This is a genomic window from Alteromonas macleodii, from assembly GCF_903772925.1.
Classification (GTDB): Bacteria; Pseudomonadota; Gammaproteobacteria; order Enterobacterales; family Alteromonadaceae; genus Alteromonas; species Alteromonas macleodii_A.
Window position 1 is genome coordinate 4,557,236 of the sequence record NZ_LR812090.1, and the last position, 22,821, is coordinate 4,580,056.

Annotated in this window: 24 protein-coding genes; 8 read left to right on the forward strand and 16 right to left on the reverse strand. The window is 45.6% G+C overall.

The window, feature by feature from the left end; all coding sequences use genetic code 11:
* Positions 1-107: 107 nt before the first annotated feature.
* The 3 genes from PCAR9_RS19530 to bioH form a co-directional block, all read right to left on the reverse strand.
* Positions 108-1,058: a putative metalloprotease CJM1_0395 family protein gene (locus tag PCAR9_RS19530; RefSeq protein ID WP_179985028.1), complete on the reverse strand. Its 951-nt coding sequence runs from the start codon at positions 1,056-1,058 to the stop codon at positions 108-110.
* 14 nt (positions 1,059-1,072) lie between these two features.
* Positions 1,073-1,390 (reverse strand): hypothetical protein, encoded by a 318-nt coding sequence (locus tag PCAR9_RS19535; RefSeq protein ID WP_179985029.1) that lies wholly within the window; start codon positions 1,388-1,390, stop codon positions 1,073-1,075.
* Between the two features lie 176 nt (positions 1,391-1,566).
* Positions 1,567-2,376: a pimeloyl-ACP methyl ester esterase BioH gene (gene bioH, locus PCAR9_RS19540; RefSeq protein WP_179985030.1), complete on the reverse strand. Its 810-nt coding sequence runs from the start codon at positions 2,374-2,376 to the stop codon at positions 1,567-1,569.
* 99 nt (positions 2,377-2,475) lie between these two features.
* Between bioH and PCAR9_RS19545 the strand changes: the two genes are divergently transcribed.
* Positions 2,476-3,189, forward strand: coding sequence for a ComF family protein (locus PCAR9_RS19545; RefSeq protein WP_179985031.1), 714 nt, complete (start codon positions 2,476-2,478; stop codon positions 3,187-3,189).
* A 67-nt stretch (positions 3,190-3,256) separates the two neighbouring features.
* On the opposite strand, the gene PCAR9_RS19550 is transcribed toward PCAR9_RS19545, so the two are convergent.
* Positions 3,257-5,914 (reverse strand): M14 family zinc carboxypeptidase, encoded by a 2,658-nt coding sequence (locus PCAR9_RS19550; protein ID WP_179985032.1) that lies wholly within the window; start codon positions 5,912-5,914, stop codon positions 3,257-3,259.
* A 161-nt stretch (positions 5,915-6,075) separates the two neighbouring features.
* Between PCAR9_RS19550 and nfuA the strand changes: the two genes are divergently transcribed.
* From nfuA to PCAR9_RS19575, 5 genes are all read left to right on the forward strand, one after another.
* Positions 6,076-6,654, forward strand: coding sequence for a Fe-S biogenesis protein NfuA (gene nfuA, locus PCAR9_RS19555; RefSeq protein ID WP_118491185.1), 579 nt, complete (start codon positions 6,076-6,078; stop codon positions 6,652-6,654).
* A 45-nt stretch (positions 6,655-6,699) separates the two neighbouring features.
* A complete protein-coding gene (locus PCAR9_RS19560) occupies positions 6,700-6,930 on the forward strand; it encodes a hypothetical protein (RefSeq protein WP_179985033.1) in 231 nt (76 codons plus the stop codon).
* A 203-nt stretch (positions 6,931-7,133) separates the two neighbouring features.
* On the forward strand, positions 7,134-7,841 hold the full coding sequence (locus PCAR9_RS19565) for an aspartate/glutamate racemase family protein (RefSeq protein WP_179985034.1): 708 nt from the start codon (positions 7,134-7,136) through the stop codon (positions 7,839-7,841).
* A 74-nt stretch (positions 7,842-7,915) separates the two neighbouring features.
* Positions 7,916-8,299, forward strand: coding sequence for a VOC family protein (locus PCAR9_RS19570; RefSeq protein WP_179985035.1), 384 nt, complete (start codon positions 7,916-7,918; stop codon positions 8,297-8,299).
* A gap of 205 nt (positions 8,300-8,504) precedes the next feature.
* Positions 8,505-9,179, forward strand: coding sequence for a class I SAM-dependent DNA methyltransferase (locus PCAR9_RS19575; RefSeq protein WP_179985036.1), 675 nt, complete (start codon positions 8,505-8,507; stop codon positions 9,177-9,179).
* Between the two features lie 87 nt (positions 9,180-9,266).
* On the opposite strand, the gene PCAR9_RS19580 is transcribed toward PCAR9_RS19575, so the two are convergent.
* Positions 9,267-10,613 carry an MATE family efflux transporter gene (locus PCAR9_RS19580; protein ID WP_179985037.1) on the reverse strand — a complete coding sequence of 449 codons (1,347 nt, stop codon included), beginning with the start codon at positions 10,611-10,613 and terminating at the stop codon, positions 9,267-9,269.
* Between the two features lie 121 nt (positions 10,614-10,734).
* Here PCAR9_RS19580 and PCAR9_RS19585 point away from each other — a divergent pair, with 121 nt between their 5' ends.
* Positions 10,735-11,955 (forward strand): polysaccharide deacetylase family protein, encoded by a 1,221-nt coding sequence (locus tag PCAR9_RS19585; RefSeq protein WP_179985038.1) that lies wholly within the window; start codon positions 10,735-10,737, stop codon positions 11,953-11,955.
* A 91-nt stretch (positions 11,956-12,046) separates the two neighbouring features.
* Here PCAR9_RS19585 and PCAR9_RS19590 read toward each other — a convergent pair whose 3' ends face one another.
* The 6 genes from PCAR9_RS19590 to PCAR9_RS19615 are packed head-to-tail and all read right to left on the reverse strand — an operon-like array spanning position 12,047 to position 16,703.
* Positions 12,047-12,634, reverse strand: coding sequence for a GNAT family N-acetyltransferase (locus PCAR9_RS19590; protein WP_179985039.1), 588 nt, complete (start codon positions 12,632-12,634; stop codon positions 12,047-12,049).
* Position 12,635: 1 nt separating this feature from the next.
* The gene (locus PCAR9_RS19595) at positions 12,636-13,280 is read right to left on the reverse strand and encodes an SCO family protein (protein WP_179985040.1); all 645 of its coding nucleotides are present in this window, start codon (positions 13,278-13,280) and stop codon (positions 12,636-12,638) included.
* Entirely contained in the window at positions 13,277-14,194 is a 918-nt protein-coding gene (gene cyoE, locus PCAR9_RS19600) for a heme o synthase (protein WP_179985041.1), read from the reverse strand. Before cyoE ends, PCAR9_RS19595 begins: the two co-directional genes overlap by 4 nt.
* Positions 14,187-15,461: a COX15/CtaA family protein gene (locus tag PCAR9_RS19605; protein WP_179985042.1), complete on the reverse strand. Its 1,275-nt coding sequence runs from the start codon at positions 15,459-15,461 to the stop codon at positions 14,187-14,189. The genes cyoE and PCAR9_RS19605 overlap by 8 nt, the downstream gene beginning before the upstream one ends.
* Before the next feature lie 5 nt (positions 15,462-15,466).
* Positions 15,467-16,006, reverse strand: a complete 540-nt coding sequence (locus PCAR9_RS19610) for a redox-active disulfide-containing membrane protein (protein WP_179985043.1) — start codon at positions 16,004-16,006, stop codon at positions 15,467-15,469.
* The gene (locus PCAR9_RS19615; protein ID WP_179985044.1) at positions 15,999-16,703 is read right to left on the reverse strand and encodes an SURF1 family protein; all 705 of its coding nucleotides are present in this window, start codon (positions 16,701-16,703) and stop codon (positions 15,999-16,001) included. Before PCAR9_RS19615 ends, PCAR9_RS19610 begins: the two co-directional genes overlap by 8 nt.
* 45 nt (positions 16,704-16,748) lie before the next feature.
* Between PCAR9_RS19615 and PCAR9_RS19620 the strand changes: the two genes are divergently transcribed.
* Positions 16,749-16,958: a DUF2909 domain-containing protein gene (locus PCAR9_RS19620; protein WP_118495343.1), complete on the forward strand. Its 210-nt coding sequence runs from the start codon at positions 16,749-16,751 to the stop codon at positions 16,956-16,958.
* A gap of 16 nt (positions 16,959-16,974) precedes the next feature.
* Here the strand turns inward: PCAR9_RS19620 and PCAR9_RS19625 are convergent, their stop codons facing one another.
* The 5 genes from PCAR9_RS19625 to lexA form a co-directional block, all read right to left on the reverse strand.
* On the reverse strand, positions 16,975-17,868 hold the full coding sequence (locus PCAR9_RS19625) for a cytochrome c oxidase subunit 3 (protein ID WP_118491159.1): 894 nt from the start codon (positions 17,866-17,868) through the stop codon (positions 16,975-16,977).
* Between the two features lie 23 nt (positions 17,869-17,891).
* Positions 17,892-18,479, reverse strand: a complete 588-nt coding sequence (locus tag PCAR9_RS19630; RefSeq protein ID WP_179985293.1) for a cytochrome c oxidase assembly protein — start codon at positions 18,477-18,479, stop codon at positions 17,892-17,894.
* A 151-nt stretch (positions 18,480-18,630) separates the two neighbouring features.
* Positions 18,631-20,274 carry a cytochrome c oxidase subunit I gene (ctaD, locus tag PCAR9_RS19635; RefSeq protein ID WP_179985045.1) on the reverse strand — a complete coding sequence of 548 codons (1,644 nt, stop codon included), beginning with the start codon at positions 20,272-20,274 and terminating at the stop codon, positions 18,631-18,633.
* A gap of 10 nt (positions 20,275-20,284) precedes the next feature.
* Positions 20,285-21,448: a cytochrome c oxidase subunit II gene (gene coxB / locus PCAR9_RS19640; protein WP_179985046.1), complete on the reverse strand. Its 1,164-nt coding sequence runs from the start codon at positions 21,446-21,448 to the stop codon at positions 20,285-20,287.
* Between the two features lie 582 nt (positions 21,449-22,030).
* Positions 22,031-22,657, reverse strand: coding sequence for a transcriptional repressor LexA (gene lexA / locus PCAR9_RS19645; protein ID WP_179985047.1), 627 nt, complete (start codon positions 22,655-22,657; stop codon positions 22,031-22,033).
* Between the last annotated feature and the right edge of the window lie 164 nt (positions 22,658-22,821).

The following is a 22,821-nucleotide window of genomic DNA, read 5'->3' on the forward strand; positions in this document are numbered from 1 at the left end:
GCTCGCAGTTTTTTGGGCTAGATCGTGATTTATTCTGTAAGCTAAATTGTTGGTGTAATGTGAAGCAGCCAGCGCTAACTTGACGCTATTATGCTTGAAGCCGGCTATTATGCTTGGAGAGATATACCTTCTCTTGACGGGGTGTAAGCTTGCAGATAAGCATTTTGAATGCGGCCTATTCTTGTCTGCATGGCGTCAGGCGCATTTGCCTCTAACCCCTGCGAAGATATAGCGTTTGCGGGGTTAGACGCACTATCCAACACTTCGTCTGCCGCCGCTCCTATTCTTGGGCCAGTGTTAATTTCGGACTCAGTGATAGTTTCAATACCTGAAACTGTATCGACACTATCAGTTGGAGTCTGCTCTGTAATAGATTCCACTGTTGGTGGGTTATCAGCTTGCGCTTTAGCAATCTCACTTCGCGCCTCTGTCGCTTTTTGAGATGCCTCTGCGGCCACCTTTAAATCTTGCGAAGAAGGCTCAGCTGGTGCGAGCGCTGCGGCGCGCACCTGTTCCATTTTTTGCAGCGTTTCTTCTGGCGTTTTTTCTTCTGAGACGTCAATAGACACCTCGCCATCGGTAACATAGCGCTTATTATCTGGGCCTGTAGTGTATTCATATCGCGGTGCACCAGCGTACTGCCCACCTGTTGTCGCATGCGCCTGCTCGTGAACTCTTACTTCCTGATCGCGAGCTTTTAACTGTTCAATTTCCGAAGCTTCTTGCTTCTCTTGTTGCTGTTGCTGCCTGTCTTTCGCGTCTTGCTTGCCTGCACTCTCGTCCTGCGCATTGTCTTTTTCTTGCCCAAACACGTTTTGGAAAGCGGCTTGAAGCTCGGTTTGTATTTGAGGACGTTCGTAGGTGACAGGAGCTGGCGGCTGACCCGGGCTTTTAGCCTTATCAGTTTCAGAACCTAAACCTTTTTGAGAAGCGCCTTGCTGGGAGTCTGATGCTTGGGGAATAGTTTCCCGCTGCACGTTATCTCTACGGGCAGATTCTGTATTTATGTTCGCCGTGGGATAAGCAATGGCGTTAAGGATTGGCGTTACTATATTCACCGTACCTGCTCCACTTAAGCCAATACGTCAATGATAGTGCCAAGCATCTCGTCGGCCACCCCTAAAACTTTGGCAGAAGCTTGGGCATTACGCTCGTTTACATTAAGCGCAATTAAGTCGTCGGTTAAACGCGTAGTGCTAGAAGCGGAGTTAGAAGAAGCGTTGTTTGTTTCGCTGCTAGCCACTGTAGGTTGAGCGGGTGCAATCGCATCTTCAGCTGTGCGCTGAGCAATATTTGCCGCTGCCTGCGATACGCCGTCGCTTGCACTTTGTAACCCATACTGAGCCGCTGCAAATGCAGAGCCTGCACTTAAACCATCAATATTAGTCATACACTACCCCTAACCTCTCATGTGCAATTATTGACCAATTTCACACAAATGGAAAGACATGTATCACACACTGCCATTAACTTATTGTAAGCAGGCGACTTTTAATTAGCTGTAACGAAAGAAAAAGCTTCAAACCACTGATTAATAGCAGTTTGAAGCCCTGTTAAGGCGTTAGATCAAGACGCTTTCTGTTGGTAAATTCCCGCAGCAAAACGAAATAGAATATCGGCGGTTTGCTGAGGATGAGAAATAAACGGTGCATGGGAGGCGTGTGGCAGTACGACGGTATCAGCTTGCGGATGGAGCTCGCAAATTCGGTCTATACCGCTTGTAGGCACCAAACTATCTAATCTGCCGTACAATCGTAATGTAGGCGTAGTTATGCGTCCTACATCGTGTCGCATGTCTTCAGTAGACAATATACGTAAGCCTTTCTTAAGCGCTTCCTCAGCGGGTTCTGGAAATTGAGTGACCTGCTCTCTTATTGCCTTAATATCTTGCTTTGCCGTTTCACTACCCATAGCCTGAATTGCCAAAAAGCGTTCGAGTGTCTTTTGGTAATTCTTCTCCAGCTGTGTTTCAAACATAGTAAGTAAATCAGCCGCAATGCCTGGCCAACAAGGTCCAGCTATAAAACGAGGCGTTGAAGCAATAGTAACCAGTCCATTAAGCTTTTCTGGTGCTAATAACGCGAGCTTTTGAGCTACCAATCCACCTAGTGACCATCCAACCAACACGCACTGGTCTGGCAGTTTGTCTACAATAGCTTGGGCAAGGGACTCAACATTGTAAGGTGAAGGCACGATTTCCGCGTTTTCTCCAAATCCAGGAAGGTCGATGGTGGTAACGCGAAAATTATCACTAAGGTAAGGGATAAAGGATGTGAACGCGCCGCTGTTCATACCCCAACCGTGAAGAAATACAACATCTACGCCTGTACCCTGAGTACGGGTGACAAGCTCGCCATTTGTATGCAAAATTTCCATTTACACCTCCTTAGGCAGAAACGTGTTTTTTGAGGAAACACGAAATGATGAAAATAGGTCGACGTTCGACAATTCAAGGAAGTTGATGGAATCAACACTATGAACCTTTCATGCTTGCTATGTTATCAGGCAAGTCCTACGCCAGTATGTCACTGGTGTGAAGATGACATGTTTTTTTTCGAAGCCTCATTACATGGGAGTAACCTACTTCAATACGGCCCTGTGGCAGGCCACGTCAAGCATAGCCACTATGACGCACTATCCGTGCTCGGGCTCCATACATGGCCCATGTCATCGCTGGTTCACCAGTTAAAGTTTACGCATTCACTGACGGCAGGGAAAGTATTAAGTAACTGGTTTGTCCATAAAAAGCGACAGTGCACTCTATCAGTGCCAGATGTACTGCTTCCGGTTCCAATTAGTGCATGGAGGCTTGCAAAGCGCCACTACAACCAAGCTACGCTTTTGTGTGAAAGCTTAAGCCGCGAATTAGGTATACCCATTAACCAAGCATGGGCTAGCCGCAAAGGCTTTAGTGTGCAGCACCACTTATCCAAGCTGGCCAGAGCAGAGAACGCAAACCGTGTATTTAATTTATCTAAGCAGTGTATCGATGAGGAGATAGCAACGACGCACGGTAATAAAGATGGCAGCGATTTCACCGTGGCGATAGTGGATGACGTGCTTACTACGGGTGTGACCGTAAACACATTAAGTAAAAGACTTAAGCAGCGCTACCCAAATATACAGATTCAAGTGTGGGCAGCGGTATTTACGCCGCCACCCAAAAGCAGCTTATTGCTAAAGGCGTAAGGCTAAAAAAAGGAATATAGAAAAATGCGCTGTTAGGCGCGGCATGCACCGCGCCTCATAAACTGATTTAACGAATAAAATGCGCCTGGTAAATTGCATTAGCTAGCATTTTGTTCGTGCCGTACCAGTAGCCTCTAAATTGCGTATTGTCGGTAAAACCAATGACCACACCACGTCCCATCTTCTGAGTTGTCACCGCGGTCGATTCAGCCATTAACGCAACCATTCTTTTATCACTAAACCCTGCCACAAGGGGCTCGTCGGTGTAGCGTGCTGGTGTGACAAACGGCGAACTACTTGCTTCCACGATCATATTGTTCGTTTTAAACATAGGTAGCGTGTCATCGTTATAGCCATAAAAAAGTGGATGAGTATTATCAATATCCGCTTCAAATACAGCGCCAGCCACCAACTTTCTGGCATAAAGCGACGAGCCGTCTTCGTAGCTTAAATCGCTTTCATCGAAGGCATTATCTATCGTCTCTCTACTGATAATGTCCGCATCTAGCCACTTGTGTTTAGCGAAGTAACGCAGTGCAGATTTCTGGCCTACAATCACGCCACCGGCTTTCACCCAGTCTTCAATTTTCGCTCTGTCGTTCTCTGTAAAGCGATAGCGACCGCTTGGAAATAGAATGTGAGTGTATGTGATGCTAGGGTCATTAAGCGCACTTAATAGATGTTGTTGCTCAACAATGCTTGCAGATAAGCCGACTTTTGTATCGAAGTAGTGCCACATTTCTCCTACTTCGTATTCACTCGTCCCTTCCCCCCCTACAATTAATACCTGCGGTAAGCCCACTGGCGCCATACTTCGGCTACCCAAATCATTACCTGTCGGCGTTAATCCACTGCTCAAGCTAAACACAGGTACCTGAAGTTGTTGCTGCGCTTTGCTCAAAATGGCTACTAAGTTTTCGGGCTGTCCCAAACCTTTAGGCACCACAATACTACCGGGCTGAAGGTCAACGTTTTTGCCATCGTATTTAATAGCGGAAAACGCTTTTTCACTGCTTCGCACTTTCACACCGGCTTCCAGTAGGGTTTGAAGCATGGCGGGCGCGTAATAGTGCTGCCATGAAAACGCGTAGGCATAAGCGTTTTCATGAATATTATTAAGTGTTGCTTGTGCTAGAGCCGAGTTGTCACTTAGCGCAAGGCTTCGCACATCGCCCTTGTCTAAAGCCGCGTAGTCCAAGTTAAATGCCATAGCTAAATTCCACGTTGAAACATCATAGAAGGTGTTATTTTCAAATGATGTTTGCGTAGAAAAAATTGATTTTACTAGACGGTATTGAGGTTGGTTAGTAGGGATAAATATTGCCTTCCCAGCCTTGTAGCTAATCTTGTTCGCATCGAAGTTCTCTGTAAGCACTTCATATAAAATGTGATGCTGCTCAAGTAATGCGATAAATGCGTTAAAACGAGCGGTATCATTCGATGCACTTACCACAAATCCAGCCTGTGCATCTTGCTTGGCCAAAGACTGCGTGCTCTTCACAAAGCCCGATTGGTAATCAAGGATTGCAGCCTTATTTGCCAACGCGCCCCTAAAGGTACTCAGAGACGTGGTAATTTGGTTCGCTATAGTGTCTTTGAAAGCAAGCTTGCCGTTTATAGAGTCTTGCAGGTGTCCCCGTGAACTGGCCTGTTCAAACAGTATACCCACGCTACCGTGTAAATCTGGATAGGTAGACCCTTTACCAGCGTAGAAATCGTCGAATGCTTCTTCGGTGAAATATAGCTCGCCTTGTTCGTCAAATGCAGCCGCGTGATAATGCGCAAGCGCTTCGGTTAAGGTGACGTTCTCGTCTGGCGTTAAAGGGTTTTTGCGCGAGCGTACGCCGGGCTGAAAGAAATAGGTACTGTCTGTGCCCATTTCATGAAAATCGGTCAGAATATGTGGCCGCCATTTATGAAACTGTTTAATACGTGCCTGCGACTCTGGGTGCGCCAGCAATAGCCAGTCGCGATTTAAATCGAACCAGTAGTGATTTGTTCTGCCTGACGGCCACCCCTCGTCATGTTCACGGTGGCGGCTGTCAGAAACTAACTGCTTGCCTTTGTGCATATTTGCCCACTGAGCAAAACGAGAGAGTCCATCGGGGTTGAAAGATGGATCAAACAGCACAATATTGTTGTTCAACAAGGCATCGATTTCTTCGCCTTCAGCGGCGGCTAAGTAATAAGCCAGCGCTAGCGAAGCATTGGTACCGGAAGGTTCGTTACCGTGAATACTGTAGCCCATGTAAAAAATCAGTGGAGCGTCGTTACCTACTTTTTTGCCACTTTCCATGGCATCAATGTGCTGCTTCCTCATGACTTCAATGTTGTTTCTGTTTGACGGTGCAGTGATAGTCATAAGTAAAAGCGGGCGATTTTCGTGGGTACGGCCAGTTTCTTCGATGGTAATGCGGTCAGACTTCTCGGCAAGAAGCTGCATATAGTTTACGACTTGGTCGTGACGTACGTGCCACTCACCAATGTTGGAACCAAGTACAGATTCAGGCGTAGGAATAGCTGGGTTGTAGGATACTGTATCAGGTAAGTATGCTGTAACTGGCTGCCCACCTGTATCAGGGGTAATACTAACCACTGATGATAAGGCTGGCTGTGCCAATGCTTGCTGGCTGGTCGTCGCTCCAAGGCCGATAGTGCCAAGCGCCAACAATAAAGCGAGTGATAATGGGTTCTTTTTGGCGGAGTTTTTTAGTTTCGCTAACATAGCGCTTCCCGTCTTGTTGTTATGGTTGAGAGTAATAGCGGTGTACGCCACTCTCAACAAATTCGATTCACTGGAATTATTTATTTAATTAATACCTGACTGTTTTACTCAGGTAAATTTGATACAATAATCTAAATTTTCAAAATATGTAGGACTTGCTGATGATAACTATATCAGAAGAAGCCCAGGCTCACTTCGTAAAACTGCTGAGTAAACAAGAGTCTGGCACGAATATTCGTGTATTCGTCGTAAACCCAGGCACCTCGTCAGCTGAGTGTGGCGTGTCCTATTGTCCGCCAGACGCTGTCGAAGAAACAGACACTCGCCTTACGTTTAACGGCTTCGATGCCGTGGTAGACGAAGAAAGTGCACCTTACCTCGATGAGGCGGAAATTGACTACGTTACCGATCAAATGGGCTCACAATTAACACTTAAAGCGCCTAATGCTAAAGCGCGCAAAGTGGCCGACGATGCCCCTTTAGTCGAGCGAATCAACTACATGATCGAATCAGAAATCAATCCGCAGCTAGCGAGCCACGGGGGTAATGTTGTACTTACCGAGTTAACTGATGATGGCTACGCTATTCTTCAATTCGGCGGTGGCTGTAATGGCTGCTCAATGGTAGACGTGACGCTTAAAGAAGGTATCGAGAAGCAAATGATTGAACAGTTTGCTGGCGAGCTTAAAGGCGTGCGCGATGCAACTGAACACCAAGCCGGTGAGCACTCTTACTACTAAGCGCAATACTGCGCTTATTTAGGTGCACAGTACAATGCTGCCCCTATGCTGACGCAAGATTTACTCAAGAGCTGGCAACGATTCAAAATAGGCTTAGCTATTTTCGTTGTCGGCGTCTTGCTGTTGTTTACCCTTAGCGAATTTCATATCGCGCTGCGCTACTTAAGCCTTTTAGTGCTATTTCTTGGCTTTGCTATTGCCATGTTGGGTTACTGGGGCATTTTCATTCAGCGCTTCTCGTTCATCAAAAATAAGAAGCCGCCGCCTAAGTTCTAGTCATTGAACTTATCTACTCAATTCCAGCCACTTTTTCGTATTAAAATATTCACGAAGCGCAAGAGCACCTGTTTAAGCCACCAAAACATAACATTGTTATAATTTGTTTTTTGTATGACTTGCCAGCTTCCTGCCACTAGTAGCGGACGCATTTTGTCGGTAACTTAGCGTTTGTCTTAGTGTTTGAAAAAGGAAGCCAAATCATGGAAAACAAACTAAAGAAGCTAGGCTTGCTTGGCGGTATGAGTTGGGAGTCTACGGTCAGTTATTACCAAGCTATAAATCGCAGCATCAACGCACAGCTTGGCGGCCTGCACAGTGCGCCCATGCTTATAAGCAGCGTTGACTTTGCTCACATAGAGCAGCTTCAACATAAGGACGAATGGGATAAAACTGCCGACATTTTAATTCATGAGGCAAAGCATTTAGAGGCAGCGGGTGCAAAAGCAATATTAATTTGTACCAATACCATGCACAAAGTGGCGGCTGAGATAGAGCAAAATATCAGTATCCCCCTTATTCACATTGCCGACGCCACGGGCCGTGTATTGCAGCAAAACAAAGTTAAAAAGGTCGGGCTGCTAGGTACACGATTTACCATGGAGCAAACCTTTTATACATCCCGTCTTGAAGAGGCTTTTGATATTGAGGTTGTTATTCCAAATGCGCAACAACGAGACACGATTCATAACATTATTTATGAACAATTATGCAAGGGCGTGATTTGTGTTGATTCTCGTGAGGCGTATATTGAAGTAATTAACGCGCTTGCGGCCGAGGGTGCTGAAGGCATTATCCTAGGCTGCACCGAAATTGCGTTATTAGTGCAACAACAGCATACCAAGATTAGGTTATACGACACTACCGCTATTCATGCTAGAGCCGCGGTAAACTTCGCTTTAGGGCAATAAATAAAGTAGAGCAGAGCACGAGTAACCTAATTTGATAAAAGGGGGTTACCCCTACTATTTCAGAGGACACAACTATGTTTAGCCACGTTATGTTAGGTGCAAACGACCTTGAAGCGTCAAAAAAATTCTATGACGCTATTTTAGGTGTATTGGGTTACGAGCCAGGCGTTTTTGATGAATATGGACGCGTATTTTACTACACGCCCAAAGGTATTTTAGCCCTAACCAAGCCAATTAATGGCGAGGAAGCGACACACGGCAATGGAACAACCCTTGGTCTTGCAGCGCGTACACCAGATATTGTAGATGAATGGCATAAAGTTGGAAGCGAGAACGGGGGAGTTCCATGTGAAGACCCACCAGGCATTCGAGGAAATGGCGAACGCCAATTATACCTTGCTTACCTGCGAGACCCGTCCGGTAATAAACTCTGCGCCACGCACTTAGTAAGAAAATAAAGCATTAATCCTGATTTTATGTCGAGCAGCCTAATCGGTTGAAATAATGAGAAAAAGTATAGGCGTTATCTGTTGGCAGTTTATGACCAAGGCAGGTAGCGTCTTTCCCCTCCCTGCATACACTTCTCTGTATACACTTCCCACTATACATTTTTGCTAGATGAATTAACCTTAAAGAAGCAAAAGTTCAGCTAACAGATAGCATATGACTCCTGAAGAAACTGGCAAGGCCTACGACACTATTACTCATCGCTGGACTCGACCCGAGTTTAATCAGAAAAATGGCATAACTGCCTATCAAAAAGCTCTGTCGTTTTTGCCGCAAGCCCCACAACTAGAGCAGAGCAGAGTGCATAGTAGAGCGCCTAATGAGGGAGAAGCACAGGACCGCGGCTACGCACTAGACATTGGATGCGGCTGTACCAACCGCTTTGTTCCCATTATCGAAAATAAAGGGTTAACGTACGAAGGCATTGATGTTTCTAAAGATATGCTGGCTATAGCTAAGTCGCAGGCACCTTCCCATACCTTCTATTGCGCCGACGTTTGCACGTTTACATTAACTAAGCACTATTCCTTCATTAGCGCTTGGGATAGCTTTTGGCATATCGCTTTGACGCAGCAAGAGCCTTTGCTAAAGAAGCTAATGAATCACTTAAACGATGAGGGCGTGTTACTTTTTAGCTGCGGTGGCACGGGTGAAAGTGGAGAGCACACAAATAAGGTGATGGGACCAGAAGTCTACTACGCCTCGCTTGGGCTACATAGATATTTAGAAATACTGATAGAAGCTGGCGGCTTTATTCGCCACGTTGAATTTGATCAGCACCCCGAGCAACACACTATTATCATTGTGCAAAAAAGAATAGAGCAAAAGTAAAGCGGAATAATGCATCAGGAAGACTTAAAGAAGCAGCGTGCTAGGCACGCTCTCCTTAAATAAGGTCAACGATACGCTCTAAAAACGCTAGCTTTGCGATGCCGCTAGTTCATTGCGTTTGTCTAAACGATAAAAACTCCACGCCAGTGTTACGCCGCGAGCGAGTAAAAAGGCGAGTAGGGCATACCACAGGCTAACGTTACCTTGTTCTTGCGTGAGGAACCAAACAGGGAAATACACAGCTAGTGCACTTATTATCATGGTATTACGCATTGCACTTGCTCGGGTAAGACCAACAAACACACCGTCGTACAAAAAGCACCAATGGGCTAATAAAGGAAGTAATACCATTAGGCCAAGATAAGGTAGCGCTGCGTCTACAATGTCACCATGCTCAGTAAGCAGTTCGACAATGGCTTCACCTGATAACCAGAATATCAGGCTATATATGAGGGCAAACAAGCTTGACCAGGCTAGCCCTTGATAGGTGCGTCGCTTTACTTCATCGCTGTTTGACGCCCCTTTAGCTTCACCCACCAGCGCTTCAACTCCATAGGCAATACCATCTAACCCCAATGCAATTAAAACAAAGAACTGCATAAGTATGGCATTGACTGCCGCCGACGTTTCACCGTAACGGGCCCCTTGAATAGTGAGGAACGCTAGGCAGCCTTGCAGTGCCAGATTTCGTAGTAACATGTCACCGTTTAACTTCATTAGCACCTTACGGGCCGCACGGTTAAACCAAGACGCACTAACCGCTACACCGCCAACGTGTTTAAATGCCACCATTAACGCCATTATGGCCATAGTATATTCAGCAATAACACTGGCTAATGCCACACCTGCTACTGACATATTCAGTGAAAATACGAATACTATATCAAGTGCAGCATTCAGTAGATTGCCCACAATTTGAATCGTCATAACGCTGCGCGTTTTTTGCTGCCCCACTAGCCATCCTACCAACGCAAGATTAAGCATGGCAGCAGGCGCGCCCCATACGCGCATAGAAAAATAGCTTTGAAGGTGTAGGGCTACTTCGTTATTAGGTTGAGTTAAGGTTAACCCTATAGAAAGGATAGGGGATTGAAGAACCAGTACGACTGCACCTAACAATAAGGCCACAGCCACCGTTTGCCACAATACCTTGGCCGATTCTAACCTATTATTGGGCGAGCCTTTCGCTTGCGCACTTAAGCCTGTTGAAGACATGCGAAGAAACCCGCATACCCAGTATATTTGCGTTAAAATAAGTGCGCCTACCGAAGCGCCAGCAAGCATAGCAGGCAATGACATGTGCCCTAAAACTGCGGTATCCACTAAGCCCAATAAAGGCGTGGTAACATTCGCTAGGATCATAGGAAGCGCTAGCGCCAACAGACGGGTATGGTCGTCAAAAAAGGAGCGCTGGCTTACTTCGGCACGGGACATAAATGATCTCAGTAAAGATTGGTTTCGCTATATACTAACAGGCTATGCATCAACATTAGTGAAAGGTGAACTTGTCTATCTGCGTAATAGACAGTTAAGCTCTGCTTCTTGAGAGTTTACCATGCTATTTAATTTAATCAGGCACTCAGTGGATGAAGATATGAAAAACAACTACCTAATTCAAAAAAGAACAAAGCAATCCACGAGTTTGAAAGTTTTATATTCAATGCTTGCGGGGGTTTTCTGTGTATTGTTAAGCTCACCTGGCTTTGCAACTGATTTGAATGCCAATGCTAATAAGTCTCATCGCACGCAAGAGCAAGGCGCTAAAACCAGCAAAATGAGTGTTAGCACCATACCTAACGCGGCCATTTTGCTTTATCACCACGTGTCTTCATCTACACCGGCCAGCACTAGCGTTTCGCCTGAGGCTTTTAAATCGCATATGGAATACTTAGATGCACATCACACTGTGGTGTCGATTCAGGACGTTGTTTCAGCTATACAAGACAACAAAACACTGCCAGAAAAAGCAGTGGCTATCACGTTTGACGATGGTTACGCGAATATCTTACACAATGCTCACCCAATACTGGCTGACCTAGGTTTCCCGTACACGGTATTTATCAACCCCGATGAAATCGGTGTAGGCCCGAAGCAGCTGACGTGGGACCAAGTGATTGCCATGCATAACGACGGTGTTACTTTTGCCAATCACACGCTAGATCATCTTCACATGCTAAACGGTGAGCAAATGATGGGCGAGCGCGCATGGCTGAAAAAAGTGTGGGAAAACGTAGAAAGTGCTGAAAAGAAGATAAAAGACAAGCTAAATATAAGCCTTAGATATCTAGCGTACCCATTTGGGGAGTACAACACAGCGCTTGCTAATAAGCTCGAAGCAGAAGGTTACATTGGGTTTGGTCAACACTCTGGAGCTGTAGGCCCAAATAGCAACATGCAAGCGCTTCCACGGTTTCCAGCAGCGGGGCCTTACGCCAACCTTGCAACACTTAAGACCAAGCTAAATAGCCTAGCAATGCCAGTAACACACAGTACACACGAAAACCCTCGCATGACGACACGAACCTTGTCCTCACCCATAAGCTTGACGATAGACAGTGACGATGTGCGCCTTACTCAGGTTAATTGTTTTTTTGGGGGCGATACTATCGAGACAAATCTTGAAGGTAAGGTGCTTTCGTTCACCTTAGATAAGGCACTTCCCGTAGGACGTTCACGGGTGAACTGTACAGCACCATCCAATACTCAAGCTGGACGGTATTATTGGTACTCTACGCCTTTCTTTGTAGCAGATGAAAGTGGTAATTATCCTGACTAAGTAAATTAAAAGTTTTAACTTGGAGTTTGCCTAATGTGGGCTCGCGCGAGTTATCGTCAATGAGCTCGCGCTTATATAAGAAAACGTTTACCTAAACGTTACGGGCGAATCTTATAAAGCCTTTATTTATCGACTCTTCTTCAAACCCGTGGTGTTGGTAAAAACGAATAGCCGACACGTTCGACACTTCAACATCAAGCACAAGTTTACGTTTTTTCAATTTTTCCGCTCGTGCGTGCATTGTATCTACCAGCATTGAGCCTACCCCCGTACGGCGTGCACTCTCTTCTACTGAAAGATGACCAATCATAAGCTCTGTATTGGTGGGGGGTGTAAGGTTTACCGCTACTGTTTGGTTACGCATGAGTACTGTCATAGCTTCATCAAGCGTAAAATATGACGTTATGCTGTCTAGAGTTGCTCTATCAAATGCAGCACCCAGTTTGCTATGCCAAGCAGTTACCACGCCTAGCACTTCGTCACCACTGCATGCCACCCAATGATTGTTGAAGCCATACTGACCGCCGCCGAGTTCCCAAGCATGAGCAAGGTAACCATCGGCTGTTTTATTCTTATTATGTCCAAAAATAGACGTTAATAATGACTGCGCCGCGTTCAATATGAGCGGCGTAGTTTGCGCGGCATCAGATGCCACACCTTGCCTAATTTCTATTTCCATACTACTGCTTCGAGGTAATTATCGGCATATCTGCCAATATTTGCTGAGAATCACTTATCGATAGCTTTCCTGGCTCTCTTTTTGGTTTGAATCTTCCTATCACCCTAGCCTCAGGGTCGACAAGTACAACAGATGCACTGTGATCAACTAAATAGTTGGGGTTATCGGTACTTTCAGCAATAGCATACATCATCCCTAAATTACGTACGAACGGGAATAGCGCTTTGTGCTCTCCGGTAACAGCGATGAACTCCTCATTAAAATAGCTCACATACTCTGAAAGTCTTTCTATTGAATCGCGATTCGGATCAACGGATACAAATACAACTCGAATTGGTTCGACAGTATTTAACGCTTTTAGTTCAGAGTATATTCCGTTTAACTCGGCCATGGTAGTGGGACAGATATCTGGGCAAAATGTATAGCCCACAAATACTAAGCTCCATTGGCCTTTAAGCGAGGAATTATCGAATACGTCACCTTCATGTGACGTTAGTTTAAAAGGTGATAATGCCCTTGGCTCAGGATAAGTTTGAAAGTATTCAGGCTGACTTTCAACACTTGGAGGCGCTATGTAAAGCGCCCCGACAATGCCCGCACATAACGCTAAAAATGCAACAAGACCGACAATAGTTCGTTGGTTCATAAACTCAATGGAATGTAATGATCTAGGAGTAATACTACGAACAATACCATGAGATGAATGATAGAGAACCTAAAAGTTTTCATTGCCGTTTGAGACTGTGCATCAAATTTTAGCTTTAATGCATAATATAAAAATCCAATATTAAGCACGCTTGAGCCAATTAAATAAATGAGGTCGCTCATACCTGTAAGGTAGGGAAGCAAGCACACAAGCCCTAGTAACACTGTATATAACAATACTGAAGTTTTCGTAAATGAAACACCATGTGTTACCGGCAGCATAGGCACCTTCGCTTTGGCATAGTCTTTTTCTCTATGGATGGCGAGGGCCCAAAAATGGGGAGGGGTCCAAGTAAAGATAATTAGTACCAAAAGTAGTGCATGGGCATGTATTTCCCCGGTTACCGCCGTCCAGCCTAAAAGTGGCGGCGCGGCACCCGCCAAACCACCTATCACAATATTTTGAGGCGTAGCGCGTTTTAAATACATGGTATAGATGAACGCGTACCCGACTAAGCTCGCTAGGGTCAGCCACGCGGTTAACATATTTACAAATAACGCCAACACCACGAACCCTACCACACCTAAGATACCGGCAAACCACAGAGCGTTGTTCACACTGACTTTGCCTTTCGCGACAGGCCGGTTAAACGTACGTGCCATGATGCTGTCTATCTTATGGTCGACAACGTGATTAATGACTGCTGCAGAGGCCGATAACATACCAATACCCAATAAGCCGCAGATGAGTACCGTTGCATTTACCCATGTAGGCGTAGCTAAACACATTCCCACCAGCGCAGTTAACAACAGTAACATAACCACGTTTGGCTTAGTCATTTCGTAATAGTCGCGCCACGTTACTATATCGTGGTGGCGGGTAGTACGTGCAAGTAAAGAGACCGATTTAGCCATGGAAACCTCCTGGAGCTTTAGGGAGAATGTGCGAGGACGTAGACCCGCTCAAAGGATCTTGAAAAGAGCCGCGTAAAGATGCGTATTCAGATTCGTGTAGTGATGTATTACGAGCTTGCTGGTTTCTAAAAGCCTGCTGTTTTCTATAGGCGCCTTGCAGCGGTTCAGACACCGAGAATGGCGCTTTACTTTGCTTTTCTGAATCGAAAACCTGATCGTTTTCCAGAATTCGGAAAACGGTAAAAATAAGGTTTAGCAAGGATAGTAGCAGTACGGCTGCTACTGCGTTATGCATGACGGCGACAGCCAGTGGCAGCATAAAGATAATGTTACTAAGCCCCAGAGCAACTTGAGTACACAGTGCTACCAACATAAATGCGCTCACATACTTTTGTTTATTTGTGGCGTAACGGCTAACTAAGACGTTTATACCAAGTGCTAACAAGTATAAAAACGTAACCACTGCGCCAAACCTGTGAACGATATGCATAGTGACCCGCTCGCCGTAATCGTGAGCGCCAAATTCATAGTTGTCTGCGTCAGGTACGCTGAATGCACCTGCAATATCGATTCTGTCCTGCCATCCGCTTTCACAAACCGGCATTTCCGTACAGGCTAACGCAGCATAATTGGCAGAAGTCCATCCACCAAGTGCAACCTGTGTAACAAGCACACCAAGTCCAACAAGGGCGAAAAGTTTAAGGTTTCGCTGAAAGATTTTGGCTTGAGGTAGGTCGGTAATGCCCTGATCATGCATAGCTGACGCTATGGGCGCTTGTTTAGTTTTCGGTGCACCGCCTGCGGTATTGCGCAAGCGAAGATAGAGAATAAATAGGCAGGATATTACGGAGAAGCCTCCTAACAAATGCCCCATTACGACAACGGGAAGGAGGTTGAGCGTCACTGTCCACATACCAAGGGCTGCTTGGAAAATAATAAGCACCAGCAGTAACAGAGGTAATTTAACAGGCGTGCCTTTGTCGCGCTGCCGAACAGCAATAATGGCAATAGCCAGTACACACAGTCCCAGCGCTCCAGCAAAATAGCGGTGAATCATTTCATTCCACGCCTTAAATGCTTCAACTGGACGTTCAGGAAAAGCAGCGTTGGCTTGCGACACCTTTTCCTCACTCAAAGGCACGGTTAAATTACCGTAGCACCCCGGCCAATCGGGGCAGCCTAACCCGGCATCGGTCAAACGGGTATAGGCACCTAGAATAATAACAACAGCCGCTAAAAATATACTGAATAGGGTTAACTTTTTCATAGCGTTTATCCTATGCGTGATAGCTTTAATAGCTTTCTCATATCCGCCAGCATGTTGCGGCTTTCCATCACCGCGTCTTTCCTATCGTCTTTGATTTCGTAAAAGAGCATGGCGTTATTTTGGGTATCGACGATATAAACGCTGCTAGAGGCAAGGGCAGTTGGCGTGGTAACAGGCAAGGTTTCTACAAAGGGATAGTCGGCTAAGGCTGCTATCGCTACTTGATCACTTGAATCACTTGTAACGACTACCGCTTGGGCGCGATCAGACTCTTTACCTAAAGCAAGCCATACCTGGTTAATGCTAAAAAGTGCGTTTTCGCACACTGCATCGCACTCATTCGGCATGACATAAAGTAAACGCCACTTAGGCTCTGCATCTTTCAAAAGTGCGCTCATGTCGATTGTTGGCGCAAGCAGCTGACCTTTATTAGTAGCGCCTTTGGTAAACCAATCGTTATCAAGTGCAAGCTTCGCCATAACGACAGGCAAAACAAACACAGCTACCATGATAATTAACGTTTTTTTCGAAGCTGCATTACTCATAACTACGTCCTTTCTTATTTATTGCAAAACCACCTATCGCCGCAGCGGCAATGGCTAAACCGAACCACTGAACGGCATAACCCAGGTGCTTTTCGGGAGACATTACAACGGCCTGATGTTCACGAATAAACGCAGGATCTGGCGTAGTAAGTTGAAGAATAAAAGGTAAAAAATTTCGCTCTAAGGCGTCGTTTAATTCGGGGAATTCGATGTGTTGTATAAGTGCGGGGCTTTGCGCCAAGGCCATGTTGGTTTCTTTAATTAAAGGGTTATTACCCGGTACACTGATGACACCGGTAAAATCGCGAATTTCGCTCGTAAAGCTTATATCCGGCAAGGTGCGAGTTAAATCTGGTGCGGGCACCCAGCCAAAGTTCACTAAAAGCCATCCGGCATTGGTATATACCGGCGCTATCACGTCAAACCCTACCCGTTGATTGTAAATCTGGTTGTCTAAAAGCAATAGGTGATTTGCATCTAAGGAACCACTGAAAGAAACGGTGATATCTCTTGGATCGGTGTGGTTCAGTGCCTCTTCTAAACTCAAGGTTCCATTACTTTGCTTTTGCGCTATGCTAGCTAAACGTTGTTGCTTTTGGACCATGCGATCAAGTTGCCAGTAACCTAGCCCGCACATAATCGCCACACTAAAACCCGTGAGTAACCAAGGAATAACGTAGCGAGTGCGAAAAAGCATGATTATCTCGCACCCTGCAAAATGAGAATAAAAACAGAGGTGAGTATGTTGATAAAAATAGTCCTTGTTGCTTTGGTACTGTACATGATTGTTAATCTGTTCATGGCGATGCGCATTATGATAAAAAACGACACATCTAAGGGGCCAATGAGTAAATATATTGGTCGACGTGTGCTCACTTCTGCCATCATCGTCGTTATCATTCTTATCGCTATTGGTACTGGTTTAATTACCCCAAACCCAAGACCTTATTAAGTTTGGGGCGTTATTTTTAGAGCACGTAAACAAAGATGTAGAGCATGACCCACACCACATCTACAAAGTGCCAATACCAGCTTCCCGCCTGAAAAGCGAAATGGTTTTCCGGTGTGAAATGCCCCTTCAACACTCTAAAAAACAATACAATAAGAATGATGGTGCCAAGGGTCACATGCATGCCGTGAAACCCGGTCAGCATAAAGAAGGTGTTGCCGTAAATGCCCGACTGCAGAGTAAGACCTAGGTCGCGATAAGCATGTATATATTCTTCCACCTGTAAAAACAGGAACCCACACCCAAGTAAAATGGTAATGCCCAGCATTAGCGTTAACTGCTTGCGTTTGTTTTGCTCTAGACCCACATGGGCGAAGTGCAGTGTAATAGATGAGATAAGCAGGATAATTGTATTAATAGTCGGTAGCCCAGCAGCGCTCATTTCTTGCGTAGTAATGCCTCCTGGCGTTGATACCAGCGGCCACATGGCCTCAAAAGTCGGCCACAGAACTTCATTGGTCATAGCGTTATTCGATGCACCACCAAGCCATGGAACCGAGATAAACCGTGCGTAGTAGAGCGCACCGAAAAACGCAGCGAAAAACATCACCTCTGAAAAGATAAACCAGCTCATGCCTTGGCGGTACGAACGGCCTAGCTGGTCGCTGTAAAGCCCAGCCATAGACTCATCAATTTGGTTTTTAAACCAGCCCACTAGCATAACCAGCAATACGGCTATTCCCGCTAAAAGGATATGACCGCCATAGCCGGTTTCGCCTTTGGTTGCCTGCACCACATAGTTTCCTGCACCTACGGCGATAAGAAATAGAGCAACGGCCCCTACAATGGGCCATGGGCTTTGCGCGGGTACATAGTATTTTTGGTATTCGTGATTCTGTACTTCGGTTTGCATTTTCTTCTCCTTATCCCTTCTGCTTATTCGCCAGTTGATGGTGTTGAAGCCATAAAGGGATTCGGTGTTGTCGTTAGGTCACTGGCTCGCGCTGTGACGTCATAGAGTGTGTACTGCAAGGTAAAAAAGGTTATATCTTCAGGAAGCTGTGGGTCGACGTAGAACTGCATAGGCATATAGGCCTCACTCCCCGCATCAAGTGGCTGCTGATTGAAGCAGAAGCATTCCGTTTTATTCAGATAGAGCGCTGCTGTGCCGGGGGATACAGAGGGAATGGCTTGAGCGACGATATTACTTGATGCAGGATTTCTCACATAAAACGATACCGTGTTTAGCTCGCCAGGGTGCACTTTCACACGCTTAGTTTCGGCGCGAAACTCCCACGGCATACCGGTATTTGTACGAGTAATAAACTCTACGGTCACTTCTCGCGATTCATCAATCTCAACTGATTGGTAGACGGCTGCCGTGTTCTCGGTTTTGCCATTAATGCCCGCTACGTCACAAAATACGTCATACAAAGGAACCAAGGCGAAGCCAAAGCCAAACATGCCAATGACAATAGCAACAAGCTTGATAACCATTTTGTTATTTGCACTTTGCTGTGACATCACGCAACCTCCGGGTAACTTCAAAAGTGAAGCTTGGTAAACGCTTGTATAGCCGCTTACCTACTTCACCGTCAGCAATATGTGAATACCATCCTTACCGTTACTGCCTAGCGCTTTACAAGAATGGCTAATTCACAAACCCCACCTATCGTTACTTCACGACAGGCGGCGTTTCAAACGTGTGATAAGGAGCAGGGGATGGAATTTCCCACTCCAACCCTTCAGCGCCATCCCAAACTTGCGCCGATACCGCTTCACCTTGCTTTTTACACGCTTTAATAAGCAGGGCAAGGAAGATAAGCTGAGATAAACCGAAAGCGAAGCCCCCCAAGCTTATCCATTTATTGAAATCAGCGAACTGTAATGCATAGTCAGGAATACGACGTGGCATACCCGCTAAACCAACAAAGTGCATAGGGAAGAACAACACATTTACCGATACTAAAGAGCACCAGAAATGCCATTTAGCCAAAGTAGTGTCGTACATTTTGCCTGTCCATTTAGGCAGCCAGTAATAAACGGCCGCCATTATTGAAAAGACCGCCCCAGTTACCAGAACATAGTGAAAGTGAGCCACTACAAAATAGGTATCGTGATATTGGAAATCCACGGGTGTTATCGCCAGCATTAGTCCTGATAGCCCACCGATGGTAAACAGAACAATGAAGGCAATAGCGAACATCATTGGCATTTCAAAGCTTAGTGAACCACGCCACATTGTCGCTACCCAGTTAAACACCTTAACCCCAGTGGGCACAGAGATAAGCATGGTGGCAAACATAAAGAACATTTCCATGTACACCGGCATGCCCGTGGTAAACATATGATGAGCCCACACTACAAAAGAAAGTAGAGCGATAGACGCCGTGGCGTACACCATAGAGGCATAACCAAATAGCTGCTTTCTAGAAAAGGTAGGTACAATTTGCGAGATAATGCCGAAAGCGGGCAAAATCATAATGTAGACCTCGGGGTGCCCGAAGAACCAGAAAATGTGCTGGAACATAACTGGGTCGCCACCACCTGCGGCATCAAAGAAACTGGTTCCGAAGAACTTGTCTGTTAATACCATGGTCACTGCACCGGCGAGTACTGGCATAACGGCAATAAGCAAAAATGCAGTGATAAGCCACGTCCACACGAATAGCGGCATTTTCATCCAAGTCATGCCTGGCGCACGCATATTGAAAATAGTCACTATCACGTTAATCGCACCCATAATGGATGAGATACCCATAATGTGAACAGAGAACACGAACAGCGCGGTTGAATCGCCACTATAGGTTGTTGAGAGCGGCGCATAGAAAGTCCAACCAAAGGCAGGGCCACCACCTTCCATAAATAGCGAGCTAAGCAGAATCAAAAAGGCGCCGGGTAAAATCCAAAAGCTCCAGTTATTCATGCGCGGCAATGCCATATCTGGGGCGCCAATCATCATTGGAATAAGCCAGTTCGCGAGCCCTGTAAAGGCTGGCATCACGGCACCAAATACCATGATAAGCCCGTGCACAGTGGTCATTTGGTTAAAAAAGTTAGGCTCAACAATTTGAAGGCCAGGTTGGAATAGTTCAGCGCGAATAACCATGGCCATTGCGCCGCCAACCAAAAACATTATGAAGGCAAACCACAGATACAGTGTGCCTATGTCTTTATGGTTAGTGGTAAACAGCCAGCGCGTTATTCCTTTAGGAATATGGTCGTGATGCTCATGGTCATCATGTAGGTGATCGCCATGCACTTGGCCAACATGAGGCGCAGAGGTATCTGGCGAAATAACTTCAGTTGCTTTGCTCATTTGTCTGCTCCTAGTTTCCGTTTGCCACTGCATTAACGTCTTTGGCTTGAACCATATCGCCAGTGTTATTGCCCCACGCATTGCGCTCGTAAGTGACAACCGCAGCAATTTCTTTAAGGCTCAGCATTTTGCTAAACGCCTGCATAGCTGTACCCGCCTTACCATGTAGGACAATGTCGATGTGACCTTGCTGATCTTCTAACGCCATCTTGCTGCCTTTAAGTGCTGGAAATACACCTGGTAAACCCTCACCATTTGGCATATGGCACGCTGCACACGTGGCGTTGTAAACGCGCTCGCCTTCTTTCATCAATTCATCCATGGACATATTCATAGAAAGTAGGCGTTGCTCTTCTTCTTTGGCTTTGCGAACAATTTCTTCTTGTTCGCCCATCCATTTATCAAATTCTGCTGGCTCTTTAGCGATAACCACTACTGGCATGTAGCCATGGTCTTTTCCGCAAAGTTCTGCGCACTGCCCGCGATAAATGCCCGGCTCATTGACCTTGGCCCATGACTCGTTAATAAAGCCTGGGTTTGCATCTTTTTTAACGGCAAAATCTGGAACCCACCACGAATGGATAACGTCGTCAGAGGTAATAAGAAAACGTACTTTTTTCCCAGTTGGAATGACTAACGGACGGTCAACTTCAAGCAAGTAATTGTCGGTTTTTTGAAATTTGTTCTCTATTTGCTCACGCTGAGTTGCAAGCAGTGAGTAAAATTCCACGTCGCTGTCCATGTACTTGTAGTGCCATTTCCACTGAGAGCCCGTGACTAACACTGTCATGTCAGGCTCAGACGTGTCTTCCATTGCAATAAGCGTGTTCGCCGCCGGCACAGCCATAAAAATTAGAATAAGAAAAGGAACAACGGTCCATGCTATTTCAACCTTCACATTTTCGTGAAAGTTAGCGGGCTTAGCGCCACGAGACTTCCGATGAAGATACATTGAGGCAAACATCACCCCAAAGACGACTACCGCAATCCCTACGCATATAAAGAACATCAGCATATGCAGATCATAAACCTGCCCGCTGATGTCGGTGGCACCGCGTCTTAAATTAAGAGAAGAGACTTCTTCACTAACTTCTTGCGCAAGAAGTAACGGGGAAAAAAGCAAAAACGGTATTGTTGAACACCACTTTGCGAAAACGGTCGTTAGTTGTTTCACTCAGCACCTCCGTAATAGCAAGACCAAAAACGCTGATTATTTTGCGCACTGCCCTACCAAATGGTTTGCGAACGATTGACCCATCACCTCAACTTGTAAAACAAATTTAGAGCCACTGTTATTATTTTGTTAACCTCTGTATAAGAATTGCGCAATAATGCCGTGCCGTCTAGTCTTTTCTATTAAAAATTTAATGAAGAGGTTAATTTTTAATCATTTCATGTAGCAGGGTTGCGTTACAATTTTGGTAGAGTGGGTATAAGGCGTGCTGACGGCGCTTAAAAGATCAAACGCGCATTTTGAACGGGGAGCTGATGAGGATGAAGCTTTATTTAGTCACAAAATCAACAATTAACACATCGCTTCTCGTGTTTTTCAAACAAATTTTCAAATAATAAATGTGCTTTAGCCACTCTATACTCGGGCCAAATAGCGCATATCTTTCATACAACGGTGATGCCAGATTTCATAATTTTGAAACATACCAATAAACGCTAAACTAAGAAATTTAACTAAAATTTGGTACTAAAAGACATAAAAAAAGCGGCTAATACGCCGCTTTTGATTGAAGATGCTAAAACCTTACATCCAGTCGGCGTTTCTTATAACACCCACGGCAATACCTTCTATAGCAAAAGGCTCATTAGCAAGGTCTACTTTAATTGGCGAAAACTCTTCGTTTTCAGCATGAAGTAATACTTCACGACCGCGCTTTTCTAAACGCTTAACCGTAACGTCTTCATCCACCCGCGCTACAACTACCTGACCGTTGTGGACATCAGTCGTGCGATGCACAGCAAGAAGATCGCCATCCAAGATACCGATGTCCTTCATACTCATGCCGTTTACACGAAGTAAAAAGTCTGCCTGAGGCTGAAACAAAGCAGGGTCGACCTTGTAGTGCGATTCTACATGCTCTTGCGCCAAAATTGGCTCACCAGCCGCCACGCGCCCGATTAGGGGCAGGCCTTCTTCTTCTGGTGCAGTGTCCTCAAGGGGGATATTGAGCTTAATACCACGAGAGGTACCAGGCAAAATTTCAATTACGCCCTTACGCGCCAATGCCTTCAAATGTTCTTCTGCTGCGTTGGCAGAACGAAAACCAAGTTGACGAGCAATTTCCGCACGCGTAGGCGGCATTCCCGTTTCTAGCATGGTTGTTTTAATAAGTTCTAAAACTTCAGTTTGTCGAGCTGTGAGTGGGCGCATAAAAGACCTGTCTGTTCATACAGTTCCTGTAAGTATATACACCTAAAAACAAATAACAAGTAGTAAGCCTTGTGAGAAAAGCTCGAGGTGCCTTTAACATTCTTTATTTCCTATAAAAAATGTAGCCGATTCGTAACCCCATTATCACGAAACTGACACGCTCA

Excerpts from the sequence above, each read along its gene's own strand:
- bioH (WP_179985030.1), bottom strand. The coding sequence starts at position 2,376 with ATGGAAATTTTGCATACAAATGGCGAGCTTGTCACCCGTACTCAGGGT.
- PCAR9_RS19620 (WP_118495343.1), top strand. The coding sequence starts at position 16,749 with ATGTTGATAAAAATAGTCCTTGTTGCTTTGGTACTGTACATGATTGTT.
- cyoE (WP_179985041.1), bottom strand. The coding sequence starts at position 14,194 with ATGGCTAAATCGGTCTCTTTACTTGCACGTACTACCCGCCACCACGAT.
- PCAR9_RS19550 (WP_179985032.1), bottom strand. The coding sequence starts at position 5,914 with ATGTTAGCGAAACTAAAAAACTCCGCCAAAAAGAACCCATTATCACTC.
- PCAR9_RS19625 (WP_118491159.1), bottom strand. The coding sequence starts at position 17,868 with ATGCAAACCGAAGTACAGAATCACGAATACCAAAAATACTATGTACCC.
- PCAR9_RS19545 (WP_179985031.1), top strand. The coding sequence starts at position 2,476 with ATGAACCTTTCATGCTTGCTATGTTATCAGGCAAGTCCTACGCCAGTA.
- PCAR9_RS19610 (WP_179985043.1), bottom strand. The coding sequence starts at position 16,006 with ATGAGTAATGCAGCTTCGAAAAAAACGTTAATTATCATGGTAGCTGTG.
- lexA (WP_179985047.1), bottom strand. The coding sequence starts at position 22,657 with ATGCGCCCACTCACAGCTCGACAAACTGAAGTTTTAGAACTTATTAAA.
- ctaD (WP_179985045.1), bottom strand. The coding sequence starts at position 20,274 with ATGAGCAAAGCAACTGAAGTTATTTCGCCAGATACCTCTGCGCCTCAT.
- PCAR9_RS19585 (WP_179985038.1), top strand. The coding sequence starts at position 10,735 with ATGCTATTTAATTTAATCAGGCACTCAGTGGATGAAGATATGAAAAAC.
- PCAR9_RS19605 (WP_179985042.1), bottom strand. The coding sequence starts at position 15,461 with ATGAAAAAGTTAACCCTATTCAGTATATTTTTAGCGGCTGTTGTTATT.
- PCAR9_RS19560 (WP_179985033.1), top strand. The coding sequence starts at position 6,700 with ATGCTGACGCAAGATTTACTCAAGAGCTGGCAACGATTCAAAATAGGC.
- PCAR9_RS19595 (WP_179985040.1), bottom strand. The coding sequence starts at position 13,280 with ATGAACCAACGAACTATTGTCGGTCTTGTTGCATTTTTAGCGTTATGT.
- PCAR9_RS19630 (WP_179985293.1), bottom strand. The coding sequence starts at position 18,479 with ATGTCACAGCAAAGTGCAAATAACAAAATGGTTATCAAGCTTGTTGCT.
- PCAR9_RS19535 (WP_179985029.1), bottom strand. The coding sequence starts at position 1,390 with ATGACTAATATTGATGGTTTAAGTGCAGGCTCTGCATTTGCAGCGGCT.
- PCAR9_RS19580 (WP_179985037.1), bottom strand. The coding sequence starts at position 10,613 with ATGTCCCGTGCCGAAGTAAGCCAGCGCTCCTTTTTTGACGACCATACC.
- PCAR9_RS19565 (WP_179985034.1), top strand. The coding sequence starts at position 7,134 with ATGGAAAACAAACTAAAGAAGCTAGGCTTGCTTGGCGGTATGAGTTGG.
- nfuA (WP_118491185.1), top strand. The coding sequence starts at position 6,076 with ATGATAACTATATCAGAAGAAGCCCAGGCTCACTTCGTAAAACTGCTG.
- PCAR9_RS19570 (WP_179985035.1), top strand. The coding sequence starts at position 7,916 with ATGTTTAGCCACGTTATGTTAGGTGCAAACGACCTTGAAGCGTCAAAA.
- PCAR9_RS19575 (WP_179985036.1), top strand. The coding sequence starts at position 8,505 with ATGACTCCTGAAGAAACTGGCAAGGCCTACGACACTATTACTCATCGC.
- PCAR9_RS19615 (WP_179985044.1), bottom strand. The coding sequence starts at position 16,703 with ATGCTTTTTCGCACTCGCTACGTTATTCCTTGGTTACTCACGGGTTTT.
- PCAR9_RS19590 (WP_179985039.1), bottom strand. The coding sequence starts at position 12,634 with ATGGAAATAGAAATTAGGCAAGGTGTGGCATCTGATGCCGCGCAAACT.